Source organism: Pseudomonas sp. L13 (assembly GCF_009935965.1).
In the GTDB taxonomy this organism is placed as follows: Bacteria; Pseudomonadota; Gammaproteobacteria; order Pseudomonadales; family Pseudomonadaceae; genus Aquipseudomonas; species Aquipseudomonas lactis.
In genome coordinates, this window is sequence record NZ_QODJ01000012.1 from 1 (window position 1) to 26180 (window position 26180).

At 58.6% G+C, this 26180-nt stretch carries 10 protein-coding genes and 1 pseudogene; 1 reads left to right on the forward strand and 10 read right to left on the reverse strand.

Features of this window, described 5'->3' with window-relative positions; all coding sequences use genetic code 11:
- A pseudogene (locus DK871_RS28755) lies at window positions 1–324 on the forward strand (IS4 family transposase); the annotation flags it as partial.
- Window positions 325–516: 192 nt separating this feature from the next.
- Here DK871_RS28755 and DK871_RS09110 read toward each other — a convergent pair.
- The 10 genes from DK871_RS09110 to pstC form a co-directional block, all read right to left on the reverse strand.
- The gene (locus DK871_RS09110) at window positions 517–789 is read right to left on the reverse strand and encodes a colicin immunity domain-containing protein (protein ID WP_161904778.1); all 273 of its coding nucleotides are present in this window, start codon (window positions 787–789) and stop codon (window positions 517–519) included.
- Window positions 786–15035 carry a hemagglutinin repeat-containing protein gene (locus DK871_RS09115; protein WP_256677411.1) on the reverse strand — a complete coding sequence of 4750 codons (14250 nt, stop codon included), beginning with the start codon at window positions 15033–15035 and terminating at the stop codon, window positions 786–788. Before DK871_RS09115 ends, DK871_RS09110 begins: the two co-directional genes overlap by 4 nt.
- Window positions 15014–17851 (reverse strand): filamentous hemagglutinin N-terminal domain-containing protein, encoded by a 2838-nt coding sequence (locus DK871_RS29035; RefSeq protein WP_256677412.1) that lies wholly within the window; start codon window positions 17849–17851, stop codon window positions 15014–15016. The genes DK871_RS09115 and DK871_RS29035 overlap by 22 nt, the downstream gene beginning before the upstream one ends.
- 33 nt (window positions 17852–17884) lie before the next feature.
- Window positions 17885–19606: a ShlB/FhaC/HecB family hemolysin secretion/activation protein gene (locus DK871_RS09120; RefSeq protein ID WP_161904779.1), complete on the reverse strand. Its 1722-nt coding sequence runs from the start codon at window positions 19604–19606 to the stop codon at window positions 17885–17887.
- Window positions 19607–19876: 270 nt separating this feature from the next.
- Entirely contained in the window at window positions 19877–21736 is a 1860-nt protein-coding gene (locus DK871_RS09125) for a calcium-binding protein (RefSeq protein ID WP_161904780.1), read from the reverse strand.
- 367 nt (window positions 21737–22103) lie between these two features.
- A complete protein-coding gene (locus tag DK871_RS09130; protein WP_161904781.1) occupies window positions 22104–22721 on the reverse strand; it encodes a hypothetical protein in 618 nt (205 codons plus the stop codon).
- The gene (locus DK871_RS09135; protein WP_032897161.1) at window positions 22721–23419 is read right to left on the reverse strand and encodes a hypothetical protein; all 699 of its coding nucleotides are present in this window, start codon (window positions 23417–23419) and stop codon (window positions 22721–22723) included. The genes DK871_RS09130 and DK871_RS09135 overlap by 1 nt, the downstream gene beginning before the upstream one ends.
- A gap of 54 nt (window positions 23420–23473) precedes the next feature.
- Window positions 23474–24235: a phosphate ABC transporter ATP-binding protein PstB gene (gene pstB, locus DK871_RS09140; protein WP_019817112.1), complete on the reverse strand. Its 762-nt coding sequence runs from the start codon at window positions 24233–24235 to the stop codon at window positions 23474–23476.
- Window positions 24236–24311: 76 nt separating this feature from the next.
- Window positions 24312–25205 (reverse strand): phosphate ABC transporter permease PstA, encoded by an 894-nt coding sequence (pstA, locus tag DK871_RS09145; RefSeq protein ID WP_003191515.1) that lies wholly within the window; start codon window positions 25203–25205, stop codon window positions 24312–24314.
- Window positions 25205–26170, reverse strand: a complete 966-nt coding sequence (pstC, locus tag DK871_RS09150; protein WP_003191517.1) for a phosphate ABC transporter permease subunit PstC — start codon at window positions 26168–26170, stop codon at window positions 25205–25207. The genes pstA and pstC overlap by 1 nt, the downstream gene beginning before the upstream one ends.
- Window positions 26171–26180 lie beyond the last annotated feature (10 nt).

The window sequence follows — 26180 nt, forward strand, 5'->3', positions numbered from 1 at the left end:
TGGGTGTATCTGCTAGCGCATAATTTGATTCGGATGATCATGGCCCAATCAGCGCTGTTAGCGGATTGTTTGCCACGCGAGCTGAGCTTTAAACATAGCCTCCAATTATGCCTTGTGATGCAGCAGTACGGTGCCGACGAACAAGACGATGGGATACCGAATTTACTCAGGTTGATCGCGAGGAAACGTGTCGGAAACCGGCCGGGAAGGATTGAGCCTCGCGCCATAAAACGAAGGCCCAAGCCTTACCCGATGCTGATGCAGACGCGCTCGGCGGCAAGGGCCGAGGTCAGGAGAAATGGACACCCGAAGAAGGTTAAGTAAGTGCCATTCAAATCTGTACCCTTTTCTCCCCAAGTTTTCCTGCGAAAAAAAATGAATCCTCCCTAAGGACTGCTGTAACCCCAGTAGGTCGACCAAGTGAGTCAAGCTCGCCAAGAATTACATTGCTTGGGGCATTTGGACTTGGCTTGGCAAGCGACGGGTAGCTGCTTTCTGGAATTGCTTTTGCACCAACTAATCAGCGACTAGATTCAGCACCAGAGTCGCAACCTCAGATCTCAGCATTTCGGCGTCAAGTTCATAGTATTCCCTTGACTCGTCTGGTTCGTACATGTCCGCGGCACAAAAAATACTAGACAAACACTCACTCAACGAAGGCTCGTCGAGCAGAAGTATGTTTTTATCGCGCTCAATTTTCCAAAGCTCAATATACGCCTCAGAAAAAATTTCGGCTGTCAGCCTACCTGCTACAAACGACCTTGCAAACTCCAAGATGGTAAGACTCATCGTAGCACTCCGTTTTTAATAAAGTTATCAAACTGCTGAGTTCCTGGTGCGAGTTTAAAACCAGTCACAAAATTACCTGACGCATCGAGCACAACAGCATTGTTAGTGGTTGAGTTAAAAAACACTTTGGAGTCTTTTACAAACCCATATGTACCTTGTTGAGCCGTAGAGGTGGACGCCATGTGCGCTTTGATCGCTGTCTCATACTGAGCAAGTGTCTCAGGATTTTTCTTAGTAGTCACCACACCAAAATCAGACGCATGTTTGAATTTTTTATCGAGCTGCTTCTGGGTAACACCCGTTAAAGCCTCAGCTACACTATTACCTTTTGGACCGCTACCCTCACTGTACATATTCCCCGGATCAAGTCGATGCTCCGGCGTCACATACTTGCCATCATCCTGTCGCCCATCCAGCTGCGTCCCACCGGTATGAACGGTCGGAGCAACCACACTGCCATCACCAAACCCGCCACTGCTCGGATGCACGGCGATGTCAGTCAGGATCGGATTGACCAGACTGCGATTGCTAGGATCAAGCAGGTGGATCGGGAATGCCGTACCGACAATCACATCCCAGATCAGTATGCTGCTTTTCATGCTTTGCGCAGCATTCTCTCCAGTTTTGGCTGCTGCCTCAACCATGGAATTTGCCGCAATACGCAAGTTTTCCTGCGTGGTTGGGTTAGCTGCAACTAATGCGCCTCCTATGGCTGTGATGCCCGCCATAGCGAGAGGTATCGCCGGTAAAAAGTTATTTTCTCCATGGCTGCTTTTATTCAAGCCCTTCAGCAACATCAACACCTGCAGGGCTTTTTGCGGGTCGTTCCCTGCTATCTGAGTGAGCTTATCTGCCAGTGCTTGAGTTTCAGGCGAGTGGTCGTCGTTTGTAATATTACCAAGCACCCGGTTGACGATAGCGGACCTTTCTTCTTGGTGACGACTGCCTAGCTGCCGTATGGCGGCCTGGCCTTTCATCTCGATTCCGACTAAGTCAGGGTTTATACCTTGCGCAATCTGCGAGCCAGCGCCAAGCAAGTCCACCATCTGGAAAATCGTCTCTTCGGTTTTGTCACCTAACTTGGCTGCGTCGGTTTTCCATTGTTCTAATGTTGCCTTTGGGGATGTCACCGCCTTCAACGAAGAGTCAGTCACATACAAATCCGTACGTTTTTCCTGGTCCTTGGTAACTTCATAGGCCTTGTCAACATCGCGATTGAGCCCCGTCACTGCAGATGTAACATCGCCCACATCACGCACAACGATCTCACCCGCGCCCACTGTCGCGCGGACTGATTGCTCGCGGTCCTTATCGTACTTCCAGCCAGTAACACTCCACCCCGTCTGCCCCGTCTTGCCTTTACCGACCTGGCTCGGGTCCTGGGTAGTGCTTTCACCGTTCTTGTAGGTACCACCAACGTTCAAGTAATACCCGTGCTCTTTATCCTCTCCAGAGATGTCCCTGAACCCCAGCGTGCCGGTGTCCAGTTTCAAATTGCCAGTGTCTGAAGCGATTAAAGCGCCATCGAGTTGTGTGTGCTTCTCCGTACGGATATCCACCTTGTCGCTGGCGGTGATCCGCGTCTGGTCTTCGACCCAATTGGTTTTTCCAGAGGTCTGACCGTAACCAACCGAACCGCTGACACCGGCACCCGGGCCGATGGTGACGGTGACACTTAGATCAAATTCTTTGCCTTTGACTTTGCCGGTGTCGGGGACAGAAGAAACATTCAGGTCTCCGCCAACCCGGCCAATGACTTTATCCCCCCGCAAGTCGGCACCTGCGACCTGGGTATCGCGGCCGCTCTCGAAGCCCAAACGATCTGCAGCATAGAGATAGGCATCCTGTTGACGCTGCCCTTCCCGGTCCAGGTTCCCCTTGCCCATGCTGACGCTGGCATAAACGCCGACCCCCTCATTGCCAAAGGTAAACCCGACCTCGCCACCACCACTGTTTCTATTACTGTCGCTTGAACTGTCGTTCTGCGCAGCACGAATGCTCAAGTCGTTCCCTGCCTTGAGATCGATGTCGCGACCCGCCTTGGCTTGAGTACCTACCAGGTTCAGGTCATTGCTCGCACTCAGGTTAATATCGCGCCCGGCCTGCGCTGTCGTGACGGTAGAAGTACCGTTACTACCCTTCTCACTAGCAACGCCATGGCTCCCACCTACGCCTAGCTTTATGCCACCACTGGTACCGCCATGGATGCCACCCCAGCTCTGGCTCTCGCTGTCATTTTGGTTAATGCTGCCCTTGGCTACATCAAGCGAAACATCCCGACCTTTGATGTTGATATCACGGCCGGCATTCAACTGGCCGCCGCTGATCGCCACATCATTCCCGGCGACCAAGTTGAGATCTTTACCGGCCTTGAGGGTCGATGAGCGATTGGTCTCTTCAATCAGCTGTGTGCTGGTGCTGTGCTTGCTATTGCCGAATTTTACGTCCCCAGTGGGACCTGCAAGAAATTGGCTGACTGCATCAACACCTTTCAGCGTGCTGGAGCCCTTGCTGATGTTGTCCTCTCCTTTGCCAGCCCCGCTCACTGCGTCTTTGGTGTTGCCATAGTTGTGGTTGATAGCCACGCTCAACCCATTACGCTCCGTCTCCCGCTGCTGCTCAATCAGCAAACGTTCGCGTGCCGCATCGATGTTGATATCCCGCCCGGCCGTCAGCTCAGCATCATTGGCAGCCAATAGGTCAGAGCCGCGCTGGTTGATATCTCGCTTGGCATTGATCGTCAGGTCCTGTCCTGCATTGATCTGGCTGGCGACTGCTGTTTGCTGCTCAAGTCTATTTTTCTCTGCACTTTTATCAGCGCCCACAAACAAGGTCACACCATTGGCGTCACTCGATACGCCAATACCGGCTTGTTTGCTTTTTTGCCAATCGCGCTCACTGGTACTGCTTTGGGCCGCAAGTACATTGACATCGCGCCCCGCATTGAGACTGACATCACGCCCGGCGCTGACGCCACTGCCCACCAAGTTAATATCTCGCTCAGCGTGCAAGCTCGCATCACGATCCGCGGACACTTGGCTCCCCACGCTGGTGCTGCTTTGGGCTTCCTGGCCAGCTTTTTTGGCCGAGGAGATCGCAATAAACCCACCCGAGATCGAGCCGGTTTTCTTCTCGTATTTTTCACTACGGCTATAGGCGGTGTCGTTTGCAGAGACCAGGTTGATGTCGCCTGTCTCCTTGACCAGTCCAGACCTTAACTCGACATCATTTTCTGCACTGATCTCACTGGCCCGCACCCGCACATCATTACCTGCAGCCACCACCACATCATTGCCCGCCTCCAACTCACTGCCCACTTGGCTCGCAGTCGTCTTCAACTGGCTCTTGCCACTTTTGGACAGCCCCAGGAACCCGGACTTGGTTTTCTTGCTGTAGGAGCCATGTTCCTCGACACCCGACAACACCGCGATGTCACCGGTGGCCCCCAGCAACATGTCGCCGCCTGCTTTCAACTGGCTGCCGATCACGGTGACGTCACGCCCGCCGTCGATGCTCATCCCGCCATCGGCTTGCTTGCTGGCGTTGACGGTCAGGTCTTTGCCGGCTTCGACGACGGAGGCTACGTTGGTGCTGTCGTAGCTTTCCTGCTGCCGGCTTTTGCTGCGACCGAACGAGCCTTTGCTCTTTTTCGAGTAGAACGAAGCGTCTTCATCCAGTGCCGACAGAATGCTCACATCGCGTTGTGCATCAAGGGCCACGTTGCCGCCACCGGAAATCCGGCTGGCGGTGAGTTCCAGGTCTTTACCGGCATTGAGCGACACGTCACCGCCGGCCGTCAGCACGCTGGAAACCTGGCTGATGTGGTCCTTGGACTGGGTGACCTTCTTGGACTTGCTGGAGGAATGCTGTTCGTCGGCGGCCGACGAAATACTCAGGTCCTCAGTCGTCGTGATGCTCAAGTCGCGCTTGGCGTCGATGCGGCTGGCAATGGCGCTGAAGTCACGCCCTGCCGATACCTTGAGGTCGCGGCCGGCCTCCACACTGGCGCCGTTTTGCGTCACGGTTTCGGTGCGCAGGCGGTTGCCCAGGTCCAAACCATTGCGTTGCTCAACGGCTTCGATACGCACATCGCGGCCAGCGACCAGTGTGGTGTCACGCCCGCTTTGCAGCACGCCACCGGTATTGGCGATGTCACGGCCTGCATTCATCGTCAGGTCATTGGCAGCCTCGATGCGTGACGCACTGTCGAGATAGTCGCGTCGCTCGGCAGTACCGTTACCAGTGCGGGTCACGGCACGCTCGTTGATCACATCCCCCTTGATCGCCGTCAGCGTGACGTCGCGTCCGGCGATGATGCCACCGGACTTGTTGACGATGTTGTTACCCGCCAGCAGGTCCAGGCGGTTACCGGCTTCGATCAAGCCGCTGTTGATCAGGTCATTGCCCGCTTTGGCTGACAGGTTGTTGGTGGCGCGCAGGGTACCGGCGTTCTCCAGGTTTTCGCCGGCGATCAGGTTCAGGTCGTTACCGGCGATCAAGGCACCGTTGGGCGCCAGGCGATTGTCGGCCTGGGCCATGTACAGCACGGGCACCAACACTTTCTCACCGTTCACTTCGTGCTGTTCGAGCCAGACGATGTCGTGGGTCAGCGCCGCGACCTGTTGCGAGGTCAAGGTAACGCCCACTGCGAGGTTCAGTTGCTGCTTGCTCTGGATCGCATTGTCCATCAGGTACTTGAACAGTTTTTCGTCGGTGTTCTGACCGTCGATAAAGCGTTGCCCTGTGCGCGCTTGCACGGCTTGCTGGATCAAGCGTTGTTCATAGAGGCCGTCGCCCAGGCGCTTGGCACTTTCGTCCGGGTTGTAACCCAGGCCCGCGAGCAGATAGTCGGAGCTCATGAACTGCTTGAGGTCCGTGAGCACCGGGTTGGTTTCGATCAGGTATTTATGCGGTTGCGACGTTGGCGCGGTAGGCGTGAAGCCTTGCACGCGGTTGATGGTCTGGCTGGCGACCGGAGTGGTTTGCGCCAGCGCATCGACCGGCTGGGCAATCACCTCTGCGACCTGGGTTGGGTTGCTGCCCGCACCTTGTGCGATGGGTGTATTCACCACCGGCTGCACGCCTGGCATAACCGGCGTCACGCCAGGGATGTTCAACGTCGGCCGAGCGGGCTCGCCCGGAGTGGCGACCTGAACGTGGGTGTCCCTTTGGGTCAGCGCCAGGTCAGGCTGATCCGTCGGCCCTGTGACCTTGGCCACTGGCGGCGTTGAACCGCTAGACGGATCTTGGGCGTGGATACCGTCGCCCCGGGCGATTTCACCTGGGGTGATCTGGCTGGGCGCCCAGCCACTGCCGTTGGCCACATCGCCGGCCCCGGCAACGTTAAGTGTTCTGGTGGTGGCGGTGACACCACTGACCTGACGTGCAGTGGCGTCCACCTGACGAGTAGCTGCGCCCTGTTGAGTGACGCTGTTGAAATCGAAGGTGCGCGTTTCAAGCGCCGGTTGTGCATCCTGGCGTTGAGCCAGGCCGAGGGTCGCACCGCCCATGGTCCAGCTCTGTGGGCCACTGGTGGCTTGGGTGGCCTGGGTATCCTCACCCGCCCGGCTACTGAGGCGGAACAGGCCGTGAGTGCCCGTGGGCAAGGTGAACCCGCGTAGCGTCAAGGGGTTGACTTGTTGTTGGGCCAAGTCCGGTGGCAGCTGCGCATTCAAGTCGATCGCAACAACAGCATTATTGACTGGACGAGTGGCATCAAACCCACGCCCGGAACCTGTCGATATCGGCTGGCCTTCTTGAATGACACTGTTGACCAGATTCTTGCTGGCATTGATTTGAACCGCACCGCCAGCCTGAACGATGGCTTGGGCAGTGCCTGCACTGCCAGGCTTGGAGATCATTCGCTGATCGTAGAAATTGACTCCGCTCAGAGTGGCCGGTAACGCTGACCTGTTACCCGCGTTGTAGGCGGGCGCAGGGAACAGGGCTTGGAAATTGACATTGAAGGTCGTGTAAGTTTTCCAGCCAAACGTCAGGTTGGTTTGTCGTTGAGCCGTACCCCCCATTCGCGTATAGGGCGTCACCATCGACTCGTTCCAGTTTTGATCCCAGAAATGTAGGGTTCCCGCGCGTCTCGAACCGGAGCCTTGAAGCGTATAGGACGGATCATTCGCAGCGTTGTAATCCATGATCGAACGCCAGAAACGGGAGATATTCTTGTCTTCCTTGAGGTTAGGAAGGTCGAAAGACTTGAGAACCGAATACTTTCCTAATGTGGCGCCAACGTTACTGAAGTTTTCCAGCGCAGCACTGATATTGCCGGTGGCCGAAATAACCGAGGCAGAGTTCAACAGGCTACGCCCCTGAACATCCAGGTTCCTGCCGGACGAGATGCTTGCGGACACCGACTCCGCATCCACCTTGGACTCATATTCTTCCATCAGCACCATGTGCCCGCCCCGTGCGGACGTGCCTCTCATCCCGATAGCACCGGAGACCAATGACGAAGAAACATTGAAGAATTCTTTCTTGTTCTCTATCGCGCCCACATGGAGCGTCATATCGCCCGCACTCTCCAAGTTGGCGGAAACATTGTTCAGGGTCCCCGCCCAATTTCCCTGTTTATCCCGCGCAATAAAGAGTTGGCCCAGACTATAAACATCAGCATTTTTATTGGTAAAGCTCTCAGCTAGCAGCGACATGTCACCACCGCTGATGATCGCGCCTCGCTCGTTGAGCAGGGTCTGCGTTTCAATCTGCATGCCTTCACTGCTGCCAAGAGTGCCCGCGTTAGTCAGCGCTCCGGCGCTGATCGCCAGATTGCCCATGGCGCTGATACGGCCCGAGTTAGTCATTTGGCCTGCGACGCTGATGGTTGTCCCTCGGCCCCCCGTAATACTTGAAGCAGCATCAAGGTTTAACGAAGCGGCGCCGACGTTCAGGGTATCTACGCTGCTGACACGCCCCCTGCCGCCGTAGGTCCCCGTTAGCCCCAAGCTGAGCGTGCCATCACTGGCAATCAACCCATTATTGACCCAGCTCCCCCCCTTCCCTTCCAAGTGCGTCGAAGCCAGCAACTGCCCGGTTTCGGTCTGGGTGAAGTTATTGACGTTAACGTTCAAACGCCCCGCCTGAATGACACTGGTATTGGTCCAGGTATCCGCGTTCAGGGTCAGGCCACCACGAGTAACAACGGTGCCGCCGGCGCCGGTAACGTTAGGCAATGAGATGTCGAATGTGCCCTCACCCACATGCAGCAATTGCCCGCCGTTGTTCTGGAAGCGGGCGGCTGCCAAGGTCAGGTCCTGGTTGGCGGTTTCCACCGCGCCGTTGCGGTTATCGAACACACCGCCGATCTGGAACTCGGTCTTGCCCGAGCGTCCCAGGGCGCGCACTTTGCCGCCCTGGTTATCGAGGGCATTGGCGGCCACGGTCAGGTTGTTGGTGCTTTCGATCAGGCCGTTGTGGTTGGTCAGTTGGCCGTTGAGGCCGAGCGCGATCTGGTCGCCGGCGATCTGCCCGGCGCTGTTATCCAGGGCGCTGCCATTGATGCGCATCAGGCCTTTGGCATACAAAGCGCCCTGCTGGTTATTGAGGGTTGCAACCGTGAGCCATGCATCGCTGGTTTGCGCGCCAAGATAGCCGCCCTGGTTATCGAGCTGACCGGCATTGAGTAGCAGGCGCTGGCCTTGAATCAAGCCGCCCTTGGGGCTGCCATTGAGATCGTGGCCATTGCGAAGCACTCCCACCACGCCGGCCTCGATGGCGCCCTTGAGGCTGGCGAGCACGCCGCTGCGGTTGTCCAGGTTGCCGGCCTTGAGGTAGATATCACCGGTCTGGCTGATGATGTTGCCGCTTTGGTTATCGAGGTCGCCATTGACCTCGACCCGCAGGCCATTGTGCCCCTGCAGCTTGCCTTGCGCGTTGGCCAGGCCAAATGCCTTAATTTGCAGGTCGCCTTCCTGGCTGTAGATCAAGCCGTCAGCGTTGTTTTGAACGATGGCGCTGGCATCGATGGCCAGCGGACCTTTGGCCGCGACGGTGCCGCCTTGGCTGTTGTTCAGGCCGCCCATGGCCAATGACAGGCGTCCCTGGCTGGCCAGTTGACCGCCGCGGTTATCCACCTCGATGGCGCGCTGGAGTAGCAACGACCCAGTGCCTGCGATCTTGCCGTTGACGTTGCCAAGGTGACCTTGCAGGTTCAGCACCAGATGGTCGTTACCCATCAGCGACCCATCGGTATTGAGCAAGTTGCCACCCAGGAAGTTCAGGTTGCGCAGGGCCGTGATAGTGCCGGCACTGTTGTCGAGGTCGGCCGCGCTCAGATCCAGCGTCGAGCCGCTGTCGATCAACCCACCTTGGGTGTTGTTCAATGCGCCAGTCACGCTCAAGGTCTGCTGCGCGCCGCTGGAGATAACGCCTTTGTTGCTGTTATCCAGGCTGGCGGCGCTGACACTCAACCTCCCTTGGCTGGCCAACGCACCTTCGCCACTGTTGAGCACGCTGCCACTGAGGCGCACGTCAAGGTCGCCGTTGCGACTGGACAGCGTGCCTTTGTCACGGTTGTCCAACTGGGTGCCGATCAGGTTGAGCCCTTGCCAACCTGACAGCAAGCCGCCGCGATTGACGACGTCGCCTGCGTTCAGTGTCAGCAGTTGCTGGCTGATGAGCGTACCGGCGCTGTTGTCCAGGTTGCGCCCCGTCAAGCTCAGGGCATTCTGGCTGGACAGTTCGCCGCCCTGGTTTTGCAGGTCGCGCACGCGTTGCAAGGTCAGCGGGCCTTTGGCGAAGATCAGGCCTTTACGGTTATCCAGATCACCGTTTGCCAAGTCCACGCTCAGGCGTTGCTCACCTATCAACCTGCCGCCACGCAAGGCCATGGACGTGAGTGTGAGGTCTATATCCCCCTTGGCCGATAACTCGCCGCCGTCACTGGCGTCTAAATTCTGTGCATTGAGTTCCAGGCCGCCCTGGCTGTTGATCAAGCCTTTGGCGCTGTTGTCCACGGCCAACGCGTTGAGCGTCAGCGCGCTGGTACCCAGCAGGCTGCCGCCCTGGTTATTGAAGTTGCCCGCATTGACTGTCAATGCCTGCGCGGCGTTGATCAAACCTTGTTGCCCGTTGTTCAGCAGCCCGGTGCTGGTCAATTCAAGGCCACCACGGCTGGTGAGCGTACCGCCGCTGTTGTCGACCGCAGCCGCATGCGCACTCAGGCTTGCGCCTGCAACCAAACCCTTGACGTTGGTGAGTACCTGGTCGATACGCAGCGTCAGGCCCTGGTTGCTGAGAAGACGACCACTGCTGTTATCCAGGTTGCGCGCCGCGACAGTGAATGCCTGGCCACTGGAGATTTCACCGGCCTGGTTGTTCACACCATTGAGATGGTTGAGCACCAGCGGCCCGGTCGCGTTGATGAGGCCCTGCTGGTTGTTGAGCTGGCCATTGTTCAGGTCCAGGGTCAGGCCCGCGTTGCTGAACAACTTGCCACCTTGTTGATCAAGCCCATCGACGCTGGCGGTCAGGGCCTGGGCACTGCCGATGTTGCCGGCGCTGTTGTTCAGTAGCCCCGCCTTCAGCGCCAAGGTGTCGCCACTGGTGAGACGGCCCCCAGTGTTATCCAGCGCGCCAGTGGTTACACTGACCGCCCCTTTGCCACTGAGCACGCCCTTCTGGTTCCCCAGGCTAGTGCTGCGCAGTTGCAGCGTGCTGTCAGTCACGAGCTCACCGCCCTCGTTGTCCACCCCACCTTTTAAACCCAGTTCCAACGCCTGGGCACTGGAAATTCGGCCCTGGCGGTTGACCAGGCTGGCTGCGTTGACACCCAGGCGCCCTTCACTGTTGAGCACACCCTGGCTGTTGTTCAGCTCACCTTTGAGCTCAAGTTGCAGAAGCTGCTGGGCGAGCAGTTTGCCCGTGCTGTTGTCCAGGTCCTGAGCGCTCAGCATCAGACGCTGTGTGTTGAGCTGGCCTTGGTTGCGATTAAGCAGCTGGGTGAGCGTGAGGTTCAATGATTGCCCGGCCAGTACACGACCGCCATCGCTGTTATCCAGGGTTTGCCCGGTGACGGTCAGGTCGGCGTTGGTCGACAGTTCGCCGCCACGGTTGTCGATACTATCGACCCGCAGTTTCAGCGCTTTATCGGCGCCAACCAGGCCTTTGCGGTTGTCCAGCGACGCACCATGTACATCCACGGCTGTGGTGCTGATGAGTTGACCGCCGCGGTTATCGACCTGATCGATATCAGCGGTCACCAATGCCTTGCCCGATACATCACCGTCACGGTTGTCGAGTCGAGCGGAAGACAGCCGCATGGCGCCGTCCGCAATCAGCGTGCCGCGCTGGTTATCCAGCGCCTGGGTGGCCGAGACGTCCATGACGCCACGACTGTTGAGCAGCCCATCCGTGTTGTCCAAGCGGGCGCTGTTGGTGTTGAGCGAGGCGGCGCTGATCGCACCTTTGGCGTTGCTCAAGGCGTCTTGAATCTGCAGGGTCAGGCCTTGGTTACTGATCAGTTTGCCGCCGCCGTTATCCAGGTTGCGCGCCGCCAGGGCAAAGGCTTGCTGGCTGGAAATCTCCCCACGCTGGTTGTTCACATCGGCCAGGTTTTTCAACATCAGCAGCGGGCTATTGATCAGCCCGCCCACGTTGGTCAGTTGGCCGTGGTTAAGGTCCAGATCGAGCTGGGTGTTGCTGAACAGCTCGCCGCCCTGCTGATTCAGGCCGGTAAGGGTGGCGGTCAGATTTTTGCTGCTGGCGATACGGCCGCTGTTGTCTACCTGGGTGGCTGCCAGATCCAGGCGATCGGCGCTGGTGATACGGCCATTGTTGTTCAGCGTGCCGGTGGCCAGGGTCAGCGCACCACGGCTGTTGAGCAGGCCTTTGGGGCCGTTGTCCAGGCTTGCGCTGGTCAGGTCAAGGCTGGCATCGGTCTCGATGATGCCGCCCTGGTTGGTGATAGCACCGCTGGCAGCAAGTGTGAGCGCACCTGCCGAAGAGACGGCACCCGCGTCGTTGTTGAGCGTCGCGCTGGTCACCTGCAGGGTGCCTTCGCTGCTGATTGTGCCCAACTGGTTATCCAGCCGGCCATCCAGTTCAGTGCCGGGAATGGCTACCAGCGACATGCTCAGCGATTGCTGGCCCGCGAAAGTGCCTTGGCCGTTATCCAGGCGCGCGCCGTTGAAGCGGTTGTCCCGGGCGAAAATCATCCCTTGGGCCTGGTTGATCACATGGGCCACGGCCAGTTCCAATGCGGTACCGGCGATCAGTTTGCCCGCGCTGTTATCCAGGCGCTGCGCCTTGAAGTCGATGCTGCTGCGGCTGGAAATCTCGCCCGCACGGTTATCAACGGCGTCGACCGTCAGTTTCAGCGCTTTTGTGGCGCCTACCAGGCCGCCCTCGCGATTGTCCAGGGAGGTGCCGCTTAGGCTCAGCTCATTCTGGGCGACCAACTCACCGCCTTGTTGGGCCAGTACACCGATAGTTGCTTGCAGATCGGCCTGGCTGGCGATGCGGCCAGCCGCGTTTTGTACAGTGTCGGCCGTCAGGCGCAGGGACCCCACGGCACTGACCAGGCCCTTCTGGTTGCGCAGCTGTTGCCCGGCGAAGCCCAAGGCCGCCTTGCTACTGAGCGAACCTTGTTGGTTGTCCAACTCACCCACATGGAGTTGAAGGTCCTTCTGGGAAAGGATCACACCGCCGCGGTTGTCGACGTTGGCGCTGTGCAGCGTCAACAGGTCCTGCCCGGTCAGTTGCCCTTCGCGGTTATCCAAACGACCGGCACGCAGTTCCATAGCGCCTTTGGCCAACACCTGCCCTTTGGCCTGATTGTCCAGTAACCCATCAATCGTGGCCTTGAGTTGGCCGTCGCTGCCCAATTTGCCGGCCTCGCGGTTATCCAGACTGGCGGCCTGCACGTTCAATGAGGTGCCGGCCCCGAGTGTGCCGGCCTGATTATTCAGTGCGCCCTTGACCTTCACGTCCAGGCTGACATCACCGAGCACTTGCCCGGCAGTGTTACTCAAACTGGCCGCCTTCAGCTGCGTGTGGCCTGCGCTGACGATTTCGCCCTGGTCGTTAAGCAGGTCCTCATTGACCGCCAGGCGCGCATCCAGAGCGCTGCTGACCTTGCCTTCGCGGTTGTCCAGGCGCAAGGCATCAAGCTCGACACCGGCGGCTGAAATCAGCCCCTTGACGTTAAGCAGCGCCTGTTCGATTTTGACGGTCAAGCCTTGGTCGCTGAGTACGTTGCCGCCGCTGTTGTCCAGGGTGCCGGCGCGCAAGGCAAAGGCCTTGGCGCTGGAAATTTCCCCGTTACGGTTGTCGACGCTTTTGAGGTTTTTGAGCAACAACTGCCCTGGCGCGTTGATAAAGCCATCGGCGTTATTCAAGTGCCCCTGGTTCATGTCCAGGGTCAGTTCGCGGTTGCTGTAAAACTCACCGGCTCCGCGCTGGTCAAGGCTGCTGAGGCTGGCGTTGAGCGCCTGGTCACTGGCGATGCGGCCCTCGAAGCGGTTGTCTACGTCGGTCGCTGTCAGGTCGAGGCGATCAGCGCTGGTGACACGGCCTTGATGTTGGTTAAGCAATACGCCTGTGGTCAGTTGCAGCGCACCGTCAGCAACAATGCGCCCTTGGCTGTTGTCGACACTGCCGGCATTCACCGTCGCCGTATCAGCGCTGAGCACCTCGCCGTTCTGATTGGCAAGGGCATTGGCGGAGTTCAACAGTAACGCCCCGCCGCTGCTGATACGCCCGCCGTTGTTGCCAAAGCTGGCGCTGCGCAGTTGCAAGGCGGCGTCACTGCGCATGACGCCTTGGTTGTTGTCAGCCTGTTCGGCCAGGGTTATATCGAGGTTGCGCTTGGCATAGACACTGCCTTGGGCGCTGTTGTCCAGACTGGTTGCCTTGAGGTTGACATCCTGTTGCGCAGAAATCAGGCCCTTGAGCTGGTTGTTCAACCTGTCGAGCGTCAACTGCAGCGTGCTATTGGCCAGTACGCGACCGGCATTGCTGTTGTCCAGTTCGCGGCCCGTCATCGTCAGTTCGGTAACGCTGGAAACCTCACCCCCTCGGTTGTCCAGTTTGCCGATGGACAGGTTCATGGCCTTGCCCGAGTTGAGCAACCCGGCCTGACGGTTATCCAACTGATCGCCTTTGACCTGCAACTGCCCGACCGAGGTGATGCTGCCGCCGCGGTTGTCCACACTCCCCACCACCAGCTGCGCGTCACCCTTGCTGGTCAGGCGGCCCTTGGACTGGTTGTCCAGGCTGGCGGCATTGACCATCAGCATCTGACCGGCAGCTAGCGTGCCTTTGTCATTATTGACCGCGCCGTGGCTGGTCAAGGCCAAGCGGTTATCGCCCTGGATGCGCCCCTGGCTGTTGTTCAGCGCAGCCACTTCAACTGTCGAGTGCTGACCCAGCAATTCACCGTTGCGGTTGTCTAGCACACCTTCTATGCCGAGGTTCAGGTCGGAAACGGCACTCAGTTTGCCGCCCTGGTTGCCCAGGCTGGCGCTGTTTACCTGCAAGGCCGCGGCAGAAATCAAGCCGCGGGTGTTGTCCAGCGCTTGGGCAATACGCAAGGTCAGGGCTTGCTGGCTGAGTATCTTGCCGTCCGTCGTATTCAAGGCCGTTGCCGCCAGCTCAAAAGCACGCGCACTGGAAATTTCACCGCCCTGGTTATCAACGCTGCCCAGTTGCTTGAGCAGCAATTGCCCTGGGGCGTTGATCAGGCCTGCACTATTGTTGAGATGGCCACCTTGCACGTCCAGGCTTACATCGGCTTGGCTAAAGACCTGCCCCTTACGGCCGTTGTCCAGTGCGGTAACCGTCATACCCAACTGGGTCGCGCTGCTAAGGCGCCCGCCCTGGTTGCTCAGCTTGCCGGTCGTGATCTTAAGGTCGCTGGCACTGGATAGTGTTGCGTCATCATTGGTTAAACCGGAGGCATTGATGGTCAAACGATCATCGCTGCGCAGTATGCCTTGGACGTTGTTCAACTGGCCGCCGAGGGCCACACCCAATTGACCTTTGGCATACAGACTACCGCCTGCACTGTTATCCAACCCTTGCCCCGTGAGCTGTACCTGCTGAGCGGCAATGCGACCTTTGAGCGAGTTGTTCAGGTCTGCGGCATTCAACTGCAAGTCAGTGCCGGCACTCAAAAGCCCCGCTTGGTTGAGCAGGCTGCCCGCAATACCTGCCGTCAGTGCACCGTCGCTGGTCAAGTTACCTGTGCGGTTATCCAGACTGGCGCTGTTGAGCGTCACGCTGTGCCCAGCGGCCAACGTGCCGGCCTGGTTGCTGACGGCGCCGCCGCTTGGAGCAGCAACGTCGAATGACCCTGCACCAGGCCCTGGTCGTTATTGAGCGTCCCAACGCCAAGCACAAGATGTTTGCCCAGAACCTTTGCACTGCGGTTATCGAGTTCGCCATCGACTTGCAAGTTGACGCTATCCACCGCAGCGAGTCGACCGGACCGGTTAATCAGTGTCCCAGCCCGTACATCCAAGGCCTTTGCGGTCAACGCACCTTGGGTGTTGTCCAGGGCGCGGGCAATGCGCACACTCAAGGCTTGCTCGCTGAGCAACTTGCCGGCGCTGTTATTGAGTTGATCCGCGATCAGATCGAAGGCTTGGGCGCTGGAGATCTCGCCACCCTGGTTATCGACGCTGTTAAGTTGAGTCAACAACAATTGGCCTGGGGAATTGATCAAGCCACCCTGGTTGTTCAGGTGACCCCGATTGAGGTTCAGGCTCAAATCGCCTTGGCTGAAGAGTTGGCCGCCATTGCTGTTGTCCAGGCTACCCACGGTCAACTGTGCGCCTGCGTCGGCACTGAAACTCCCGCTTTGATTGGCGAGCAAACCACCCACCCTGGCGTTAAGCCGCTCACGACTGTGAACTCGACCGCGTTGGTCGTTGATCAAACTGGCAACGTCAATATCCAGCCCGCTGGCTGCAATCTGACCGGCACCGTTGTTCAGCGTCTGGGCGATCCGCAGGCCCAAGGCCTGGTCGCTGAGCAGCTTGCCAGCGCGGTTGTCCAGGCTGTTGGCAGTGAGCGTGAACCCATGAGCGCTGGAAATTTCGCCGCTGCGGTTGTCAACGCTATTGAGCTTGTTCAACGTCAGTTGGCCAGCGGCGTTGATCAAACCACCGTCGCGGTTGTCGAGGTGGCCGTTGCCCAGGTCCAGGACTGCATCGCTGTTGCTGTAAAGGCGCCCCTGCTCATGCTGGTCGAGGCTGGTGACACGGGCATTGAGGGCCTTGGCACTGGAAATGGATCCACCTTGGCTGTTAATCACCGGGCCGGCCGTCAGTGCGAGGGCGCCACCGCTGGAGAGCACGCCATGTTGCTGGTTGTTGAAGTTGCCGGCGTTGACCTGTGCAGCGGCACCCGATTCGATGCGGCCCTGCTGCCGATTATCCAACGTGCCGGCGATATTCAGCCCCAGTTCACCCTGGCTGGTGAGGATGCCTGACTGGCTATTGTCCAGTTGCCCGGCGTTGACCTGCGCCATCTGCCCGGCCACCAGGCGACCGCTTTGATTGTTCACCGCCGCGCTGGCAGTCAAACGCAACGCCTGGCCCGCAGATATCAGGCCGGCGACGTTGTCGAGGCTGTCGACCTGCAAGGTGACGTCAGCAAGGCTTGAGAGCTCGCCCTTGCGATTGACCAACTGCCCGATGCGGCCACTGAGCCCTCGGTCGCCCACCACCAGGCCTGCGTCAGCATTGAGTAACTGTGCGGCATTCAACTCGGTGCGTGCGGAGCTCAACACGCGGCCTTGCTGTTGGTTATCTAGCTTTTGGGCATTCACCTTGAGCTGGTTTTGCGCGCTAAGGGTGCCGCTGCGGTTGTCGAGAGTGCCATCCACATTCACGGTCAGGTCACGACTGGCGATGACGGTTTTGCCGTTGTTATTCAACTGGGCGGCAGTGACGTGGATATCGCCCTGAGCGTTGCGCGTCTGATCAGCATTGACGCCCGCTTCGATGACGCCGTTGTTGGTCAACACCCCACCGCTTTGCAGCGCCACGCGATCACGCGCAGCCAGGCTTTTTTGAATGAGCAAGTCGCCTTGCGCCTTCACCCCAAGCACACTGCCCGCCGCGACCACGCCCTGGGCTTCAACGCTGCGGGCCTTCACGTCAATGGCGCCGGCCGCCGTTGTCTGGCCCATGACCACATGGCCACCGGCATCAATCTGAATATCACCGCCGGCGACCATGTCCCCCGACAACTTCACGCCGACACCCGCCTCGGTCCCCACCAGCTTGACTGCGCCCACATACATGCCGCCCAGCGCCAACGAGTCAATCGCCAGATCTGGCGCCTGGCTGCCATCTGCGGCTCGCGCGGTGGCATTCAAGGTGCGTGCGTCCACATCATTACGACCGGCGACGACAGTGAGTTTTTTCGCCTGGATCTGCGCGTTGATGGTGGCGGCGCGGGTGATGATTTCGAACTGATCGACGTTGCTGGCGTTCAGGCCGGCGCCTTCGATAGCAACACTGCCCTGGTCGACCTGGTAACGATTGATCTGGCCGTTTTCAATCACGGCTTTACCAGTGGTGAGCGTCGCTTGCGGGGTGTTGATAAAGCCGCAACCGTTACAGCTGATGCCATACGGGTTGGCAACGATCACATGGGCCGATTGCCCGGCCACTTCGGTGTAGCCGCGCAGTTGGCTGGGGCTGCCGCCGTTGACTTCGTTGAGAATAATATTGGCAGCAGTGCCGTGGAGATTGGGGTTGCCGACGATAATGCCGCCCAGTTGCGTGGCCTGGGTACGGTCGGTGGCGTTATTGAGGATGACTCCGTTGGCGCCGACGTTGTAGTCATGAAATTGGTTGTGCGAGAGGCCGTTGGCGTTCGGCGTGGCGATGTTGACGATGGGCACGCCATTGCCCGCCTGCCCGAGCGTAGTACCTGGAGCATTCACCACAATGCCGTCTGCCTGGGCCAGCAACGGGTGCCAGAACATCGCGTTGGCCAGAATCAATGCCAACCCACGTTTAGGCAGCCCCAGGAAATGGGAGCGGCTTTTTACGGCAGCAGAAGGCTGGCGCGCGAGGAATGCGTACTGGCGAACGTCCATGTCATGTCTCGAAGCCCGAAGGCGGTCAAAAATTTAAAGGAAAAAGTCCAAGCGGAAATAGATCGGCGCTTCACGGTCCGTGATCGCTTCCGGTCGTTCCAAAGAGTGTGCAAAGGCCACGCTGGCCGCGATGTTCTTGCCGCGCGCAAACAACTCCACCGAGTTGCTGCTCACGCGCCCATGCTGCTCGGCGTTATAGCGGCCATGGCTGATCACGCCCTGGTCGTAGCCCAGGCTGGTGCCGTATTCAGTGAACACGGGCTGCATCCAGGCCCAGGTCACCGGCCGGCTCCAGCGCAGGTCGTTGCGCCAATAGCCGCCGCTGTCGCCGGCGAGCATCTGGTCTTTGTAGCCCCGAATCGACGACTGCCCACCCAGGCTCATGCGCTGAGGGCTGAACAACACGTCTTCGCTGTGCTGGCCGGTCATCAAACTGCTGAAGCTGAAGGACTCGCCCCACAGTTTGAATGGATACAAATAGCTCACCGTGGCGGTGTATTTGCGATAGCGCGCATCCGGCTGCCCAGGCTTTGGATCGTGATTGGCCTGGGCATCGAATGCGCCGATGCCGTTTTGCATGCCAAGGTCAATGTTGAGGAATGAACCGCCGATACGCCGACCATGGTTGATGCCGACTTGCGCTTCACTGAGGCGATTGCTGCTCAAGGCAAGCTTGCTGTCTTCGATAAAGTTGTTGGTGCGCAGATAGGCGATGCCAGTGTTCAGGGACGTCTTGCTCAAAGCGTCCCGATGGATGACACGCTCCAGGCGCAACTGATGAGTCTGGCTGTCGCCGGTCTGCTTGAACTTGAAATTGTTAGCCTCGGCTCGCGAGCGGTATTCACTGTCGATATAGCTGTACGAGAGGTTCCACCAACCGAACGGCAGGCTATAACTGAGCATCGAATTGCGCGAGGTTTTCTGGTGATCGCTGACGGCATCGTGGCCACCGCGCAGCGAAAGTTGGTCGGCCAGACCTAACGGGTTATCCCAATCCAGACTGGCGCCCCACTGCTGCTCACCGGTGCTGCGCTGGCCGCCGTTATGCCGCGACAGGCCGACACGCCAGGGCTTTTGCGGAGTGTTTTTGACCCGAACATCACTGCCCCCCACGGCCTTGCCCGGCGCCAACTCCATCTGCGCCTGGTTTGAGGGCAAGCGATTCAACTGGTCGACCATCTGCTCGATTTCGCGCAGGTTGAGCAGTTCGCCCTGCTTGCCGGGGAAACTCATGGTCAATTGGCGGTCGGTGATGCCGCTGCCCTCGGCGCCCTTCAGGCTTTCCAGCCTGCCTTCGACGACCTGAATCTTGAGATTGCCGCCTGAAAGGTCCTGCTGAAGCAGGTAGGCACGACTGGTGACCAGGCCTTTGGCTAAATAGCGATCGGTGATGACCTTGAGCACTGCGTTGAGCTGTGGCACGCCGAGGCATTGGCCGATGTAGGGCTTGATCAGATGGGCTCGCTCACCTTCAGTCAGCGCGTCAGCACCGCCCAGCTCGATGGTTTTGATCGGAAAACAGCGGGTGTCGACAGGTGTTGCCGAGGTTGCCGGTGCGGCGGCTTTACCCGGCAAGTCTTTGAGCTCTTCAAGGCGCCGTTGCTGCTCTTCGAGCAGGCGGTCCTGGCGGTCACGGATCAGGTCGGTGATGCCGGGGGCGTTCTGCGGCGTGGCCGCTTGTGCCCATCCGGAGGTGCCCAGGCAAAAAAAAGCGGACAGCAGGCTTAACCTGGTCCGACGCAGTAAACGCCACACTTTATAGATCCCTCTATATGGCTTTATGCCATCCAATGCGGCGATGATAAGATGTCATAATGATGGCGTCAATTAACAGTGCAAATTCGTTCAACCCTTTACGCAGAGCCGCTCAGGCTTGAAATGTAGAGTTTTTGGGGGTTGGGCCCTACCGCTAAGCAATGACGCTGCGTGTGGTATCGAGCCGTTGCGTTAATCAGCAAGCAATAAAAAACCCCACAGCATCAGAGACCCTGTGAGGTTTTTACCTTCCGTTTCGCTGGTGCCGTGTCAAACCACGCTGATCATCTCTGCACTCAACTGCGCCGCATTGAACCCCACCAAGGTCACACTGCTGTCCCCCGCCAGAATTACGCTGTCACTGCCATGCTGGGTAGTGGCTCCGAGTACAGCATCGGCGTTGGCAAACAGCGACTTGGCGAACACCAGCAGGTCTTGCCCATTCTGGTGAATGTTGAAGTCGCTGATCACGTCGTGGCCAAAGCCGCGTTGATCGAAAACAAACAGGTCGCTGCCCACGCCACCGCTGAGTTGGTCATTGCCCAGCCCGCCGATCAAGACGTCATTGCCGCTGGCGCCATACAGGGCGTCGTTGCCCGTGCCGCCCAGCAGTGTGTCGTTGCCATCGCCGCCGTGCAGCAAGTCATTGCCGGCGCCACCGTCGAGCCGGTCATCACCGTTCTGGCCGAAGATCAGGTCACGTGCGGCGGTGCCTTTGAGGGTGTCGGCCAACTGGCTGCCTTCGATGGATTTGGCATACGCCTTATCGGCGCCGAACAGGCCTTCGAAGTCGAGTTTGCCACTGGTCACCGTATAGGCCGGCGTGAGGACCTCGCCGATGCCACCGAAGAGCCCGCCGAGCACGGGCACATGGCCGAGGCTGTTGGCCAGGCCGGTTTCGAACTCCACATGCTCTACGCCGTGCAATTCCTTCAGGCCATATTGGCCGCTGCTGTCGTTCAGAAACAAGGTGCCATCGCTGAGTTTAACGGCTTCGTAGGAAGACGCGGTGCCTTTGAGGAAGACCTTGTCGTTGCCTTCGCCGCCGGCGACGATATCGGTACCGGTACTCACGCGGAAACTGTCGTCGCCCTTGAACCCGTCCAGGAAGTCATCGCTGCGCCCGTCCTGCAGCTTGTCCGCACTGTCGGTGCCCAGCAGGAAGGCCGGTGTGCCGTAGTGGTTGGAGGTGGCGGTCTGTTTGTCGCTGACCCAGGTAAAGCTGCGGCTGATGGCGTCGAGGTTACTGATGATGATGGTGCTGTCGCGTTCGATGTAATCGTAGAAAGTCGATTGGGCGATGCGCTGGATAGGGTTGATGAAAATGCCTTCCAGGTGCGCGGCCCATCCTGACAGGTTGGCAATCGAGAACGGACCATTGGGCCAGGTAGGCAGCGCGTAGATCGTATCGAACAGCACGATGTTGTCGGTGGTCGAGGTGTAACTGGCGTCACTGCCTTGAAGCGCGTCGAGGATGGCGCTGCCCACGTCGGTCTCTTGCCCCGTGAGGCGGTGGACCACATCGTTTTCAAAGCCGAAGTTGAAGATTCCGTCGCTGTTGCTGGACTTGGGCGACTCCATGCCAAAGTAGTCCGAATCCTTGAAAAAACCATCTGCCAAAGTGTCCTTGCCGATATACATGCTATTGGTGACGGAACCACCCTGGCTATAGCCGGTGACCAGAACATCTTTGCCGCTCAGGTTATGGCCCGTGGCGTAGTCCTTGATTGAATTGAGCAGGTAGTCGTAGCCGTTGATATAAGAGTTATCAATCATCGCCGGCCAACCCAGCAGATCAATTGGCGAATTAGTGCCGGCAATGGAAAAACCCATTTTGACTAATTGGCCGCTGTCATCGTATTGACCAAACACCCTGGCTTGAGACCCAAAGACGCCGTCGCCGGTAAAACTTCCGGTGATGTCGGTGTGACTGCTATCAACCTGCAGTTCGCTCGCGCCGATCTCACGCCAGCCCTTGGGCAACGCGAAGGTGTTGCCCTCGCCCAGCACAAGCCCCGGAATGTTGTAGAGCGCGCCTACGGTGGCAACACCGCTGGTATAAGTGGCGAGGGTCCAGGCATCTGAAATCAGGACGCGGGCGTCTTGCCCCTTGTAATCGAATATAGCCATGTCAGTACTCCTTGAGCCCAGCGATCAACACCGAAAGTCAACGGTAATACCTGATGCGTCGGGCTAAACAATATGCATTGAAGTTGTTGTTGTGCATTCTGTTCAGGCTGCTTCGTTTCTTAATATCGAGGTTGACCATTAAGGAAGCTCGTCAACACTAGCCTAGAAGCGCTGCCGTAAAGTGACCGACTATCGGAAGGTAAGGGTATGTACTTAGGGATATAGGCGACAAAAGCGCCATAAGCGCTGTTTGTCGAACAAGAAAGGAAGTGTTGTGTTGTTCGTGACTAGCGAGTCAAAGAAACTCAAGCCCTTATAGCAAGTTGTGAACTGCAATAAGGGGTCAAGATGTTCACGCTTCTGAACCTCAGGAAGAATAAACCTCAGCACGTTGGCATACAGGCTGCTTGAACCTGGGCAATTGCTGGCGGGCCAGTTGTGCCTGCACGGCCGCCACCGCTTCAAGCACTCTTTGCGCCCAGTGCTCATCCTTTGGGTCAACCACCACTACGCGAAAGCCGTGGTCGTTACCTTCAAGGCGCACGCCCTCGGAATCATCCACGTGTAAATCAATATCGAAGGCTGGCGGGAATTTCGACGGGGTATTCGACAGCCCATGCACCGTGAGGGCATGGCTATGCCGCTCGCTATTCACCACGCCGTCGACACGGATGCCGTACAGCATCAGCCAACGCCTGATGTAGGAAGGCGCCCTGCCCGATGAGGTGTACACCCAGATACTGCAACCCTGGCGCCGCAGCTCCCGCGTCAACGAACGGGTACCGATACGCAGCGGTTCTCCCCACCAACGATGAGCGCAGGCCGGCAGCCAACTGCTCTCGACGTCAGCGTGGTCAAGCTGGCAAGCCAGTGTGTCGTCAATATCAAAGGAGATGCGTACGCGCGGGCGCTTGGCGGCACGCGTGAGGACCGCTTGCTGGACGGCTTGCACGGCTCGGCTGGCGAGCGTTGGATACCAGCGCATTAATGGCCTCCCTGATAGATAGGCTGTGGTGTATCGCTCAAGAAAAACGCCTTGGGATCCGGGGCCTGCTCCTCCAGGAAGGCGGCATACTTTTTCTTGATCTTGGGCAATTCATACAACGCCTTGACGCCATGTTTGGCCGAGTTGCGGATCACCGAGGAAGGATTGAAGTAACCCTCGGCATTTTCCAGCGTCAGCACAAACGGTGGCAACCCGGCGCGCATCAGCAGATAGCTGACGATCAGCGAGCCACTGCGGTTGTTGCCTTCGATGAACAACTGCGGCTTGCTGAGGATGCGCACATACACACCGGCCGCACGCTTCCACACCGATTCACTGCGATACGCGCAGTACCAGTTGAACAAGTCCTTGATACCGCCTTCAACATTGTTGAAGAAGTGCTCCTCGGTGGCAGCCAGGTGCTGCGCGTATTCCACGCGGCGCGCCGGGTCGCTACCGCAGAGCACGGTGGCGTTGATCTCCAGCATCAGGTCCAGATGATGAAGGTCAAACAGGTCAACGCCCCGTGCGACATAGTCGTCAACCAACGCATAGCCTTCAAGCACGTTGAGCAGCACTTCGTCGGTCAAGGGGTCGCGCGGCTCGGTAAATTGCGTGCTGAGCTCGGCAAAGCGGCTCTGCACTTTACGTAGCGCGCGTTCAATCGCTGACAAATCGAGACGATGTGTTGCAGACATTGGCATTCCTGGGCTGACGGTGGCGCACCTGTGATTTTTATCGAACATAGGGACTCAGCTGAACTTGCCGCTGATGTAATCCTCGGTCATCTGTTCACGCGGGCTGCCAAAAATCTGCGCGGTCGGGCCCATTTCCACCAGGTAGCCGGTACGCGTGCCCTGGGAAATATCCACCGAGAAAAACGCCGTGGTGTCCGCCACCCGAATGGCCTGCTGCATGTTGTGGGTGACCAGGGCGATGGTGTAGTCCTTCTTCAGTTCCACCATCAGCTCCTCTACCCGGCGGGTTGCAATCGGGTCGAGTGCCGAGCAAGGTTCATCGAGCAACAGCACTTCCGGCTCGGTGGCGATAGCGCGGGCAATGCACAGCCGTTGCTGCTGGCCACCGGAGAGCGACAGGCCGCTGACCTTGAGCTTGTCCTTGACTTCATCCCACAGCGCCGCGCCTTGCAGGGCGTGCTTGACGCGGTCGCCCAAGTCGCCTTTGTAGCGGTTCAGGCGCAGGCCGAAGGCGACGTTGTCGAAGATGCTCATGGAGAACGGGTTCGGCTGCTGGAACACCATGCCGATGTAACGGCGCACCACCACCGGATCTACACCCTTGCCATACACGTCCTGCCCCAAAAAATGCACGTGGCCCTCGAAACGAAAGCCTTTCACCAGGTCGTTCATGCGGTTGAGGCTGCGCAGTACCGTACTTTTGCCGCAGCCGGACGGGCCGATGAAACCGGTGATCTTGTTTTTCTCGATCGGCACATGGCTGTCACGCACCGCCATGAAGTTGCCGTAGAAAATCCTGTCCAGCTTGCAGTCCATGACCACAGGCGATTGGGTGACAAACGGAGCGGCTATTTGCGCAGTTGAGACGTTCAAGATTCAGATGCTCCCGTTCTTAATACTTAGGCTTGCCGAAGATACGGCTCACAATATTCACGACCAGCACGATCATCACCAACACCAACGAGGCCGCCCAGGCGAGCTCCAGCTGGTTGTCGAAGGGCATGCCGGAAAAGTTGTAGATCAACACTGCGAGGGAGGCCGTGGGGTTCATCACCGCCAGGTCGCCGTCGTGGTAGATCCAGTAGTTGCTGAACAGCGCGGTGAACAACAACGGCGCGGTTTCGCCTGCGGCACGTGCCACCGCGAGCATTACGCCGGTGAGGATCGCCGGCAGGCCGGTCGGCAAGATGATCTTCCAGATCACCTGCGAGCGGGTGCAGCCCATGCCGTAGGCGGCGTCCTTCATGATCTTGGGCACCATGCGCATCGACTCTTCAGCCGTCAGCACCACGATGGGCAGCATCAGTACCGCCAGGGCTACGCCGCCTGCCGGTGCCGAGTAAGTGCCGGTGGTCATCACCACCAAGGCATAGGCAAACACGCCGGCCAGGATCGAAGGCAAGCCGGTAAGCATCTTGGCGGCAAAGCGTGCAGCGTTGGCCAATTTGCTGTCCGGCCCCAGTTCGGCCAGGAAGATCGCGGCCATGATGCCGACCGGCACTGCGATCGCCGCAGCGATACCGACCATCACAAAGGTGCCTGCCATGGCGTTGCCGAAACCGCCGCCGGTTTCGAAGCCGGTGGGCGGCAACTCGGTGAACACCTCCAGGCTCAGGCGTGCGCCGCCACGGGTGATCAGCATGTAGAGCACCGAAATCAGCGGCACACTGGCCAGCAGCGCACCCAGCCATACCAGTGTGGTCAACACCAGGCTGCGCAAGGCGCGGCCTTCGAACTTGCGCTGCAAGCTCGGTACAGCGGTGATAGGGGATGTGAGATTCGTCATCATCGATTACCCCGTTGGGCGTAGAGCATGATCATGGAACCAATGACGTTCACCAGCAGCGTGATGAACATCAAGACGAGGGCGGCGTACATCAAGACCTCCACCTCGTTGGGCCCGGCTTCGGGGAAGTTCAGCGCCAACAAGGCTGCCAACGTATTGGCCGGCGCGAACAGCGACAGGGAAATGTTGTTGGCGTTGCCCACCAACATCGCCAGGGCCATGGTTTCACCCAGCGCACGGCCAAGGCCAAGCACCAGGGAGCCGAAAATACCGGTGGCGGCGGATGGCACCATCACCTTGAGAATCGCCTCCCAGTGGGTGGTGCCCATGCCGTAGGCGGCCTGCTTGGTTTTCATCGGCACGCTGGTGAGCGCGTCCTGGGACACGGCGGCAATTGTCGGCAGAATCATGATGGCCAACACCAGCGCCGCAGGCAGCAACCCCGGCCCGCTCAAGGACGTGCCGAAAAACGGTATCCAACCCAGTTCGCTGTTCAACCAGGTGGTCAGTGGCCGTATGGCCGGGATCACCACGTAGATGCCCCACAGGCCGTACACCACGCTGGGGATCGCTGCGAGCAATTCAACGATGGTGCGAAACACCGCGGCCAGCTTGGCCGGCAGGAAATCCTGGGTGAGGAAAATCGCCATGCTGACACCGAAAAAGCCCGCAATCAGCAGCGCGATAAACGCGCTGTAGAGCGTGCCCCAAATGGCCGGCAGGATCCCGTACTTGCCTTGGTTTACGTCCCAGACACTGCCAAAAAGCACATCGAAGCCGTGCTTTTCCATGCCCGGCAAGGCCTTGCGTCCCACCTCGAAGACCAAGGCTGCGACCAACGCCAGAATCAGTACCACCCCGATTCGCGCGAGCCCACGGAAGGTGCGATCAACCAGGAAGTCCTTGGCGGAGGGCGGTTGGCAGGCAGAATCCCGGTTAACCGGTACGACGAAAGGTTTGTTCATTGGCTAATTC

What these genes read in the sequence shown, in the direction of transcription:
- DK871_RS09110 (WP_161904778.1), bottom strand. Translation starts at nt 789, where the DNA reads ATGAGTCTTACCATCTTGGAGTTTGCAAGGTCGTTTGTAGCAGGTAGG.
- DK871_RS29035 (WP_256677412.1), bottom strand. Translation starts at nt 17,851, where the DNA reads ATGGACGTTCGCCAGTACGCATTCCTCGCGCGCCAGCCTTCTGCTGCC.
- DK871_RS09125 (WP_161904780.1), bottom strand. Translation starts at nt 21,736, where the DNA reads ATGGCTATATTCGATTACAAGGGGCAAGACGCCCGCGTCCTGATTTCA.
- DK871_RS09130 (WP_161904781.1), bottom strand. Translation starts at nt 22,721, where the DNA reads ATGCGCTGGTATCCAACGCTCGCCAGCCGAGCCGTGCAAGCCGTCCAG.
- DK871_RS09135 (WP_032897161.1), bottom strand. Translation starts at nt 23,419, where the DNA reads ATGTCTGCAACACATCGTCTCGATTTGTCAGCGATTGAACGCGCGCTA.
- pstB (WP_019817112.1), bottom strand. Translation starts at nt 24,235, where the DNA reads ATGGACTGCAAGCTGGACAGGATTTTCTACGGCAACTTCATGGCGGTG.
- pstA (WP_003191515.1), bottom strand. Translation starts at nt 25,205, where the DNA reads ATGACGAATCTCACATCCCCTATCACCGCTGTACCGAGCTTGCAGCGC.
- pstC (WP_003191517.1), bottom strand. Translation starts at nt 26,170, where the DNA reads ATGAACAAACCTTTCGTCGTACCGGTTAACCGGGATTCTGCCTGCCAA.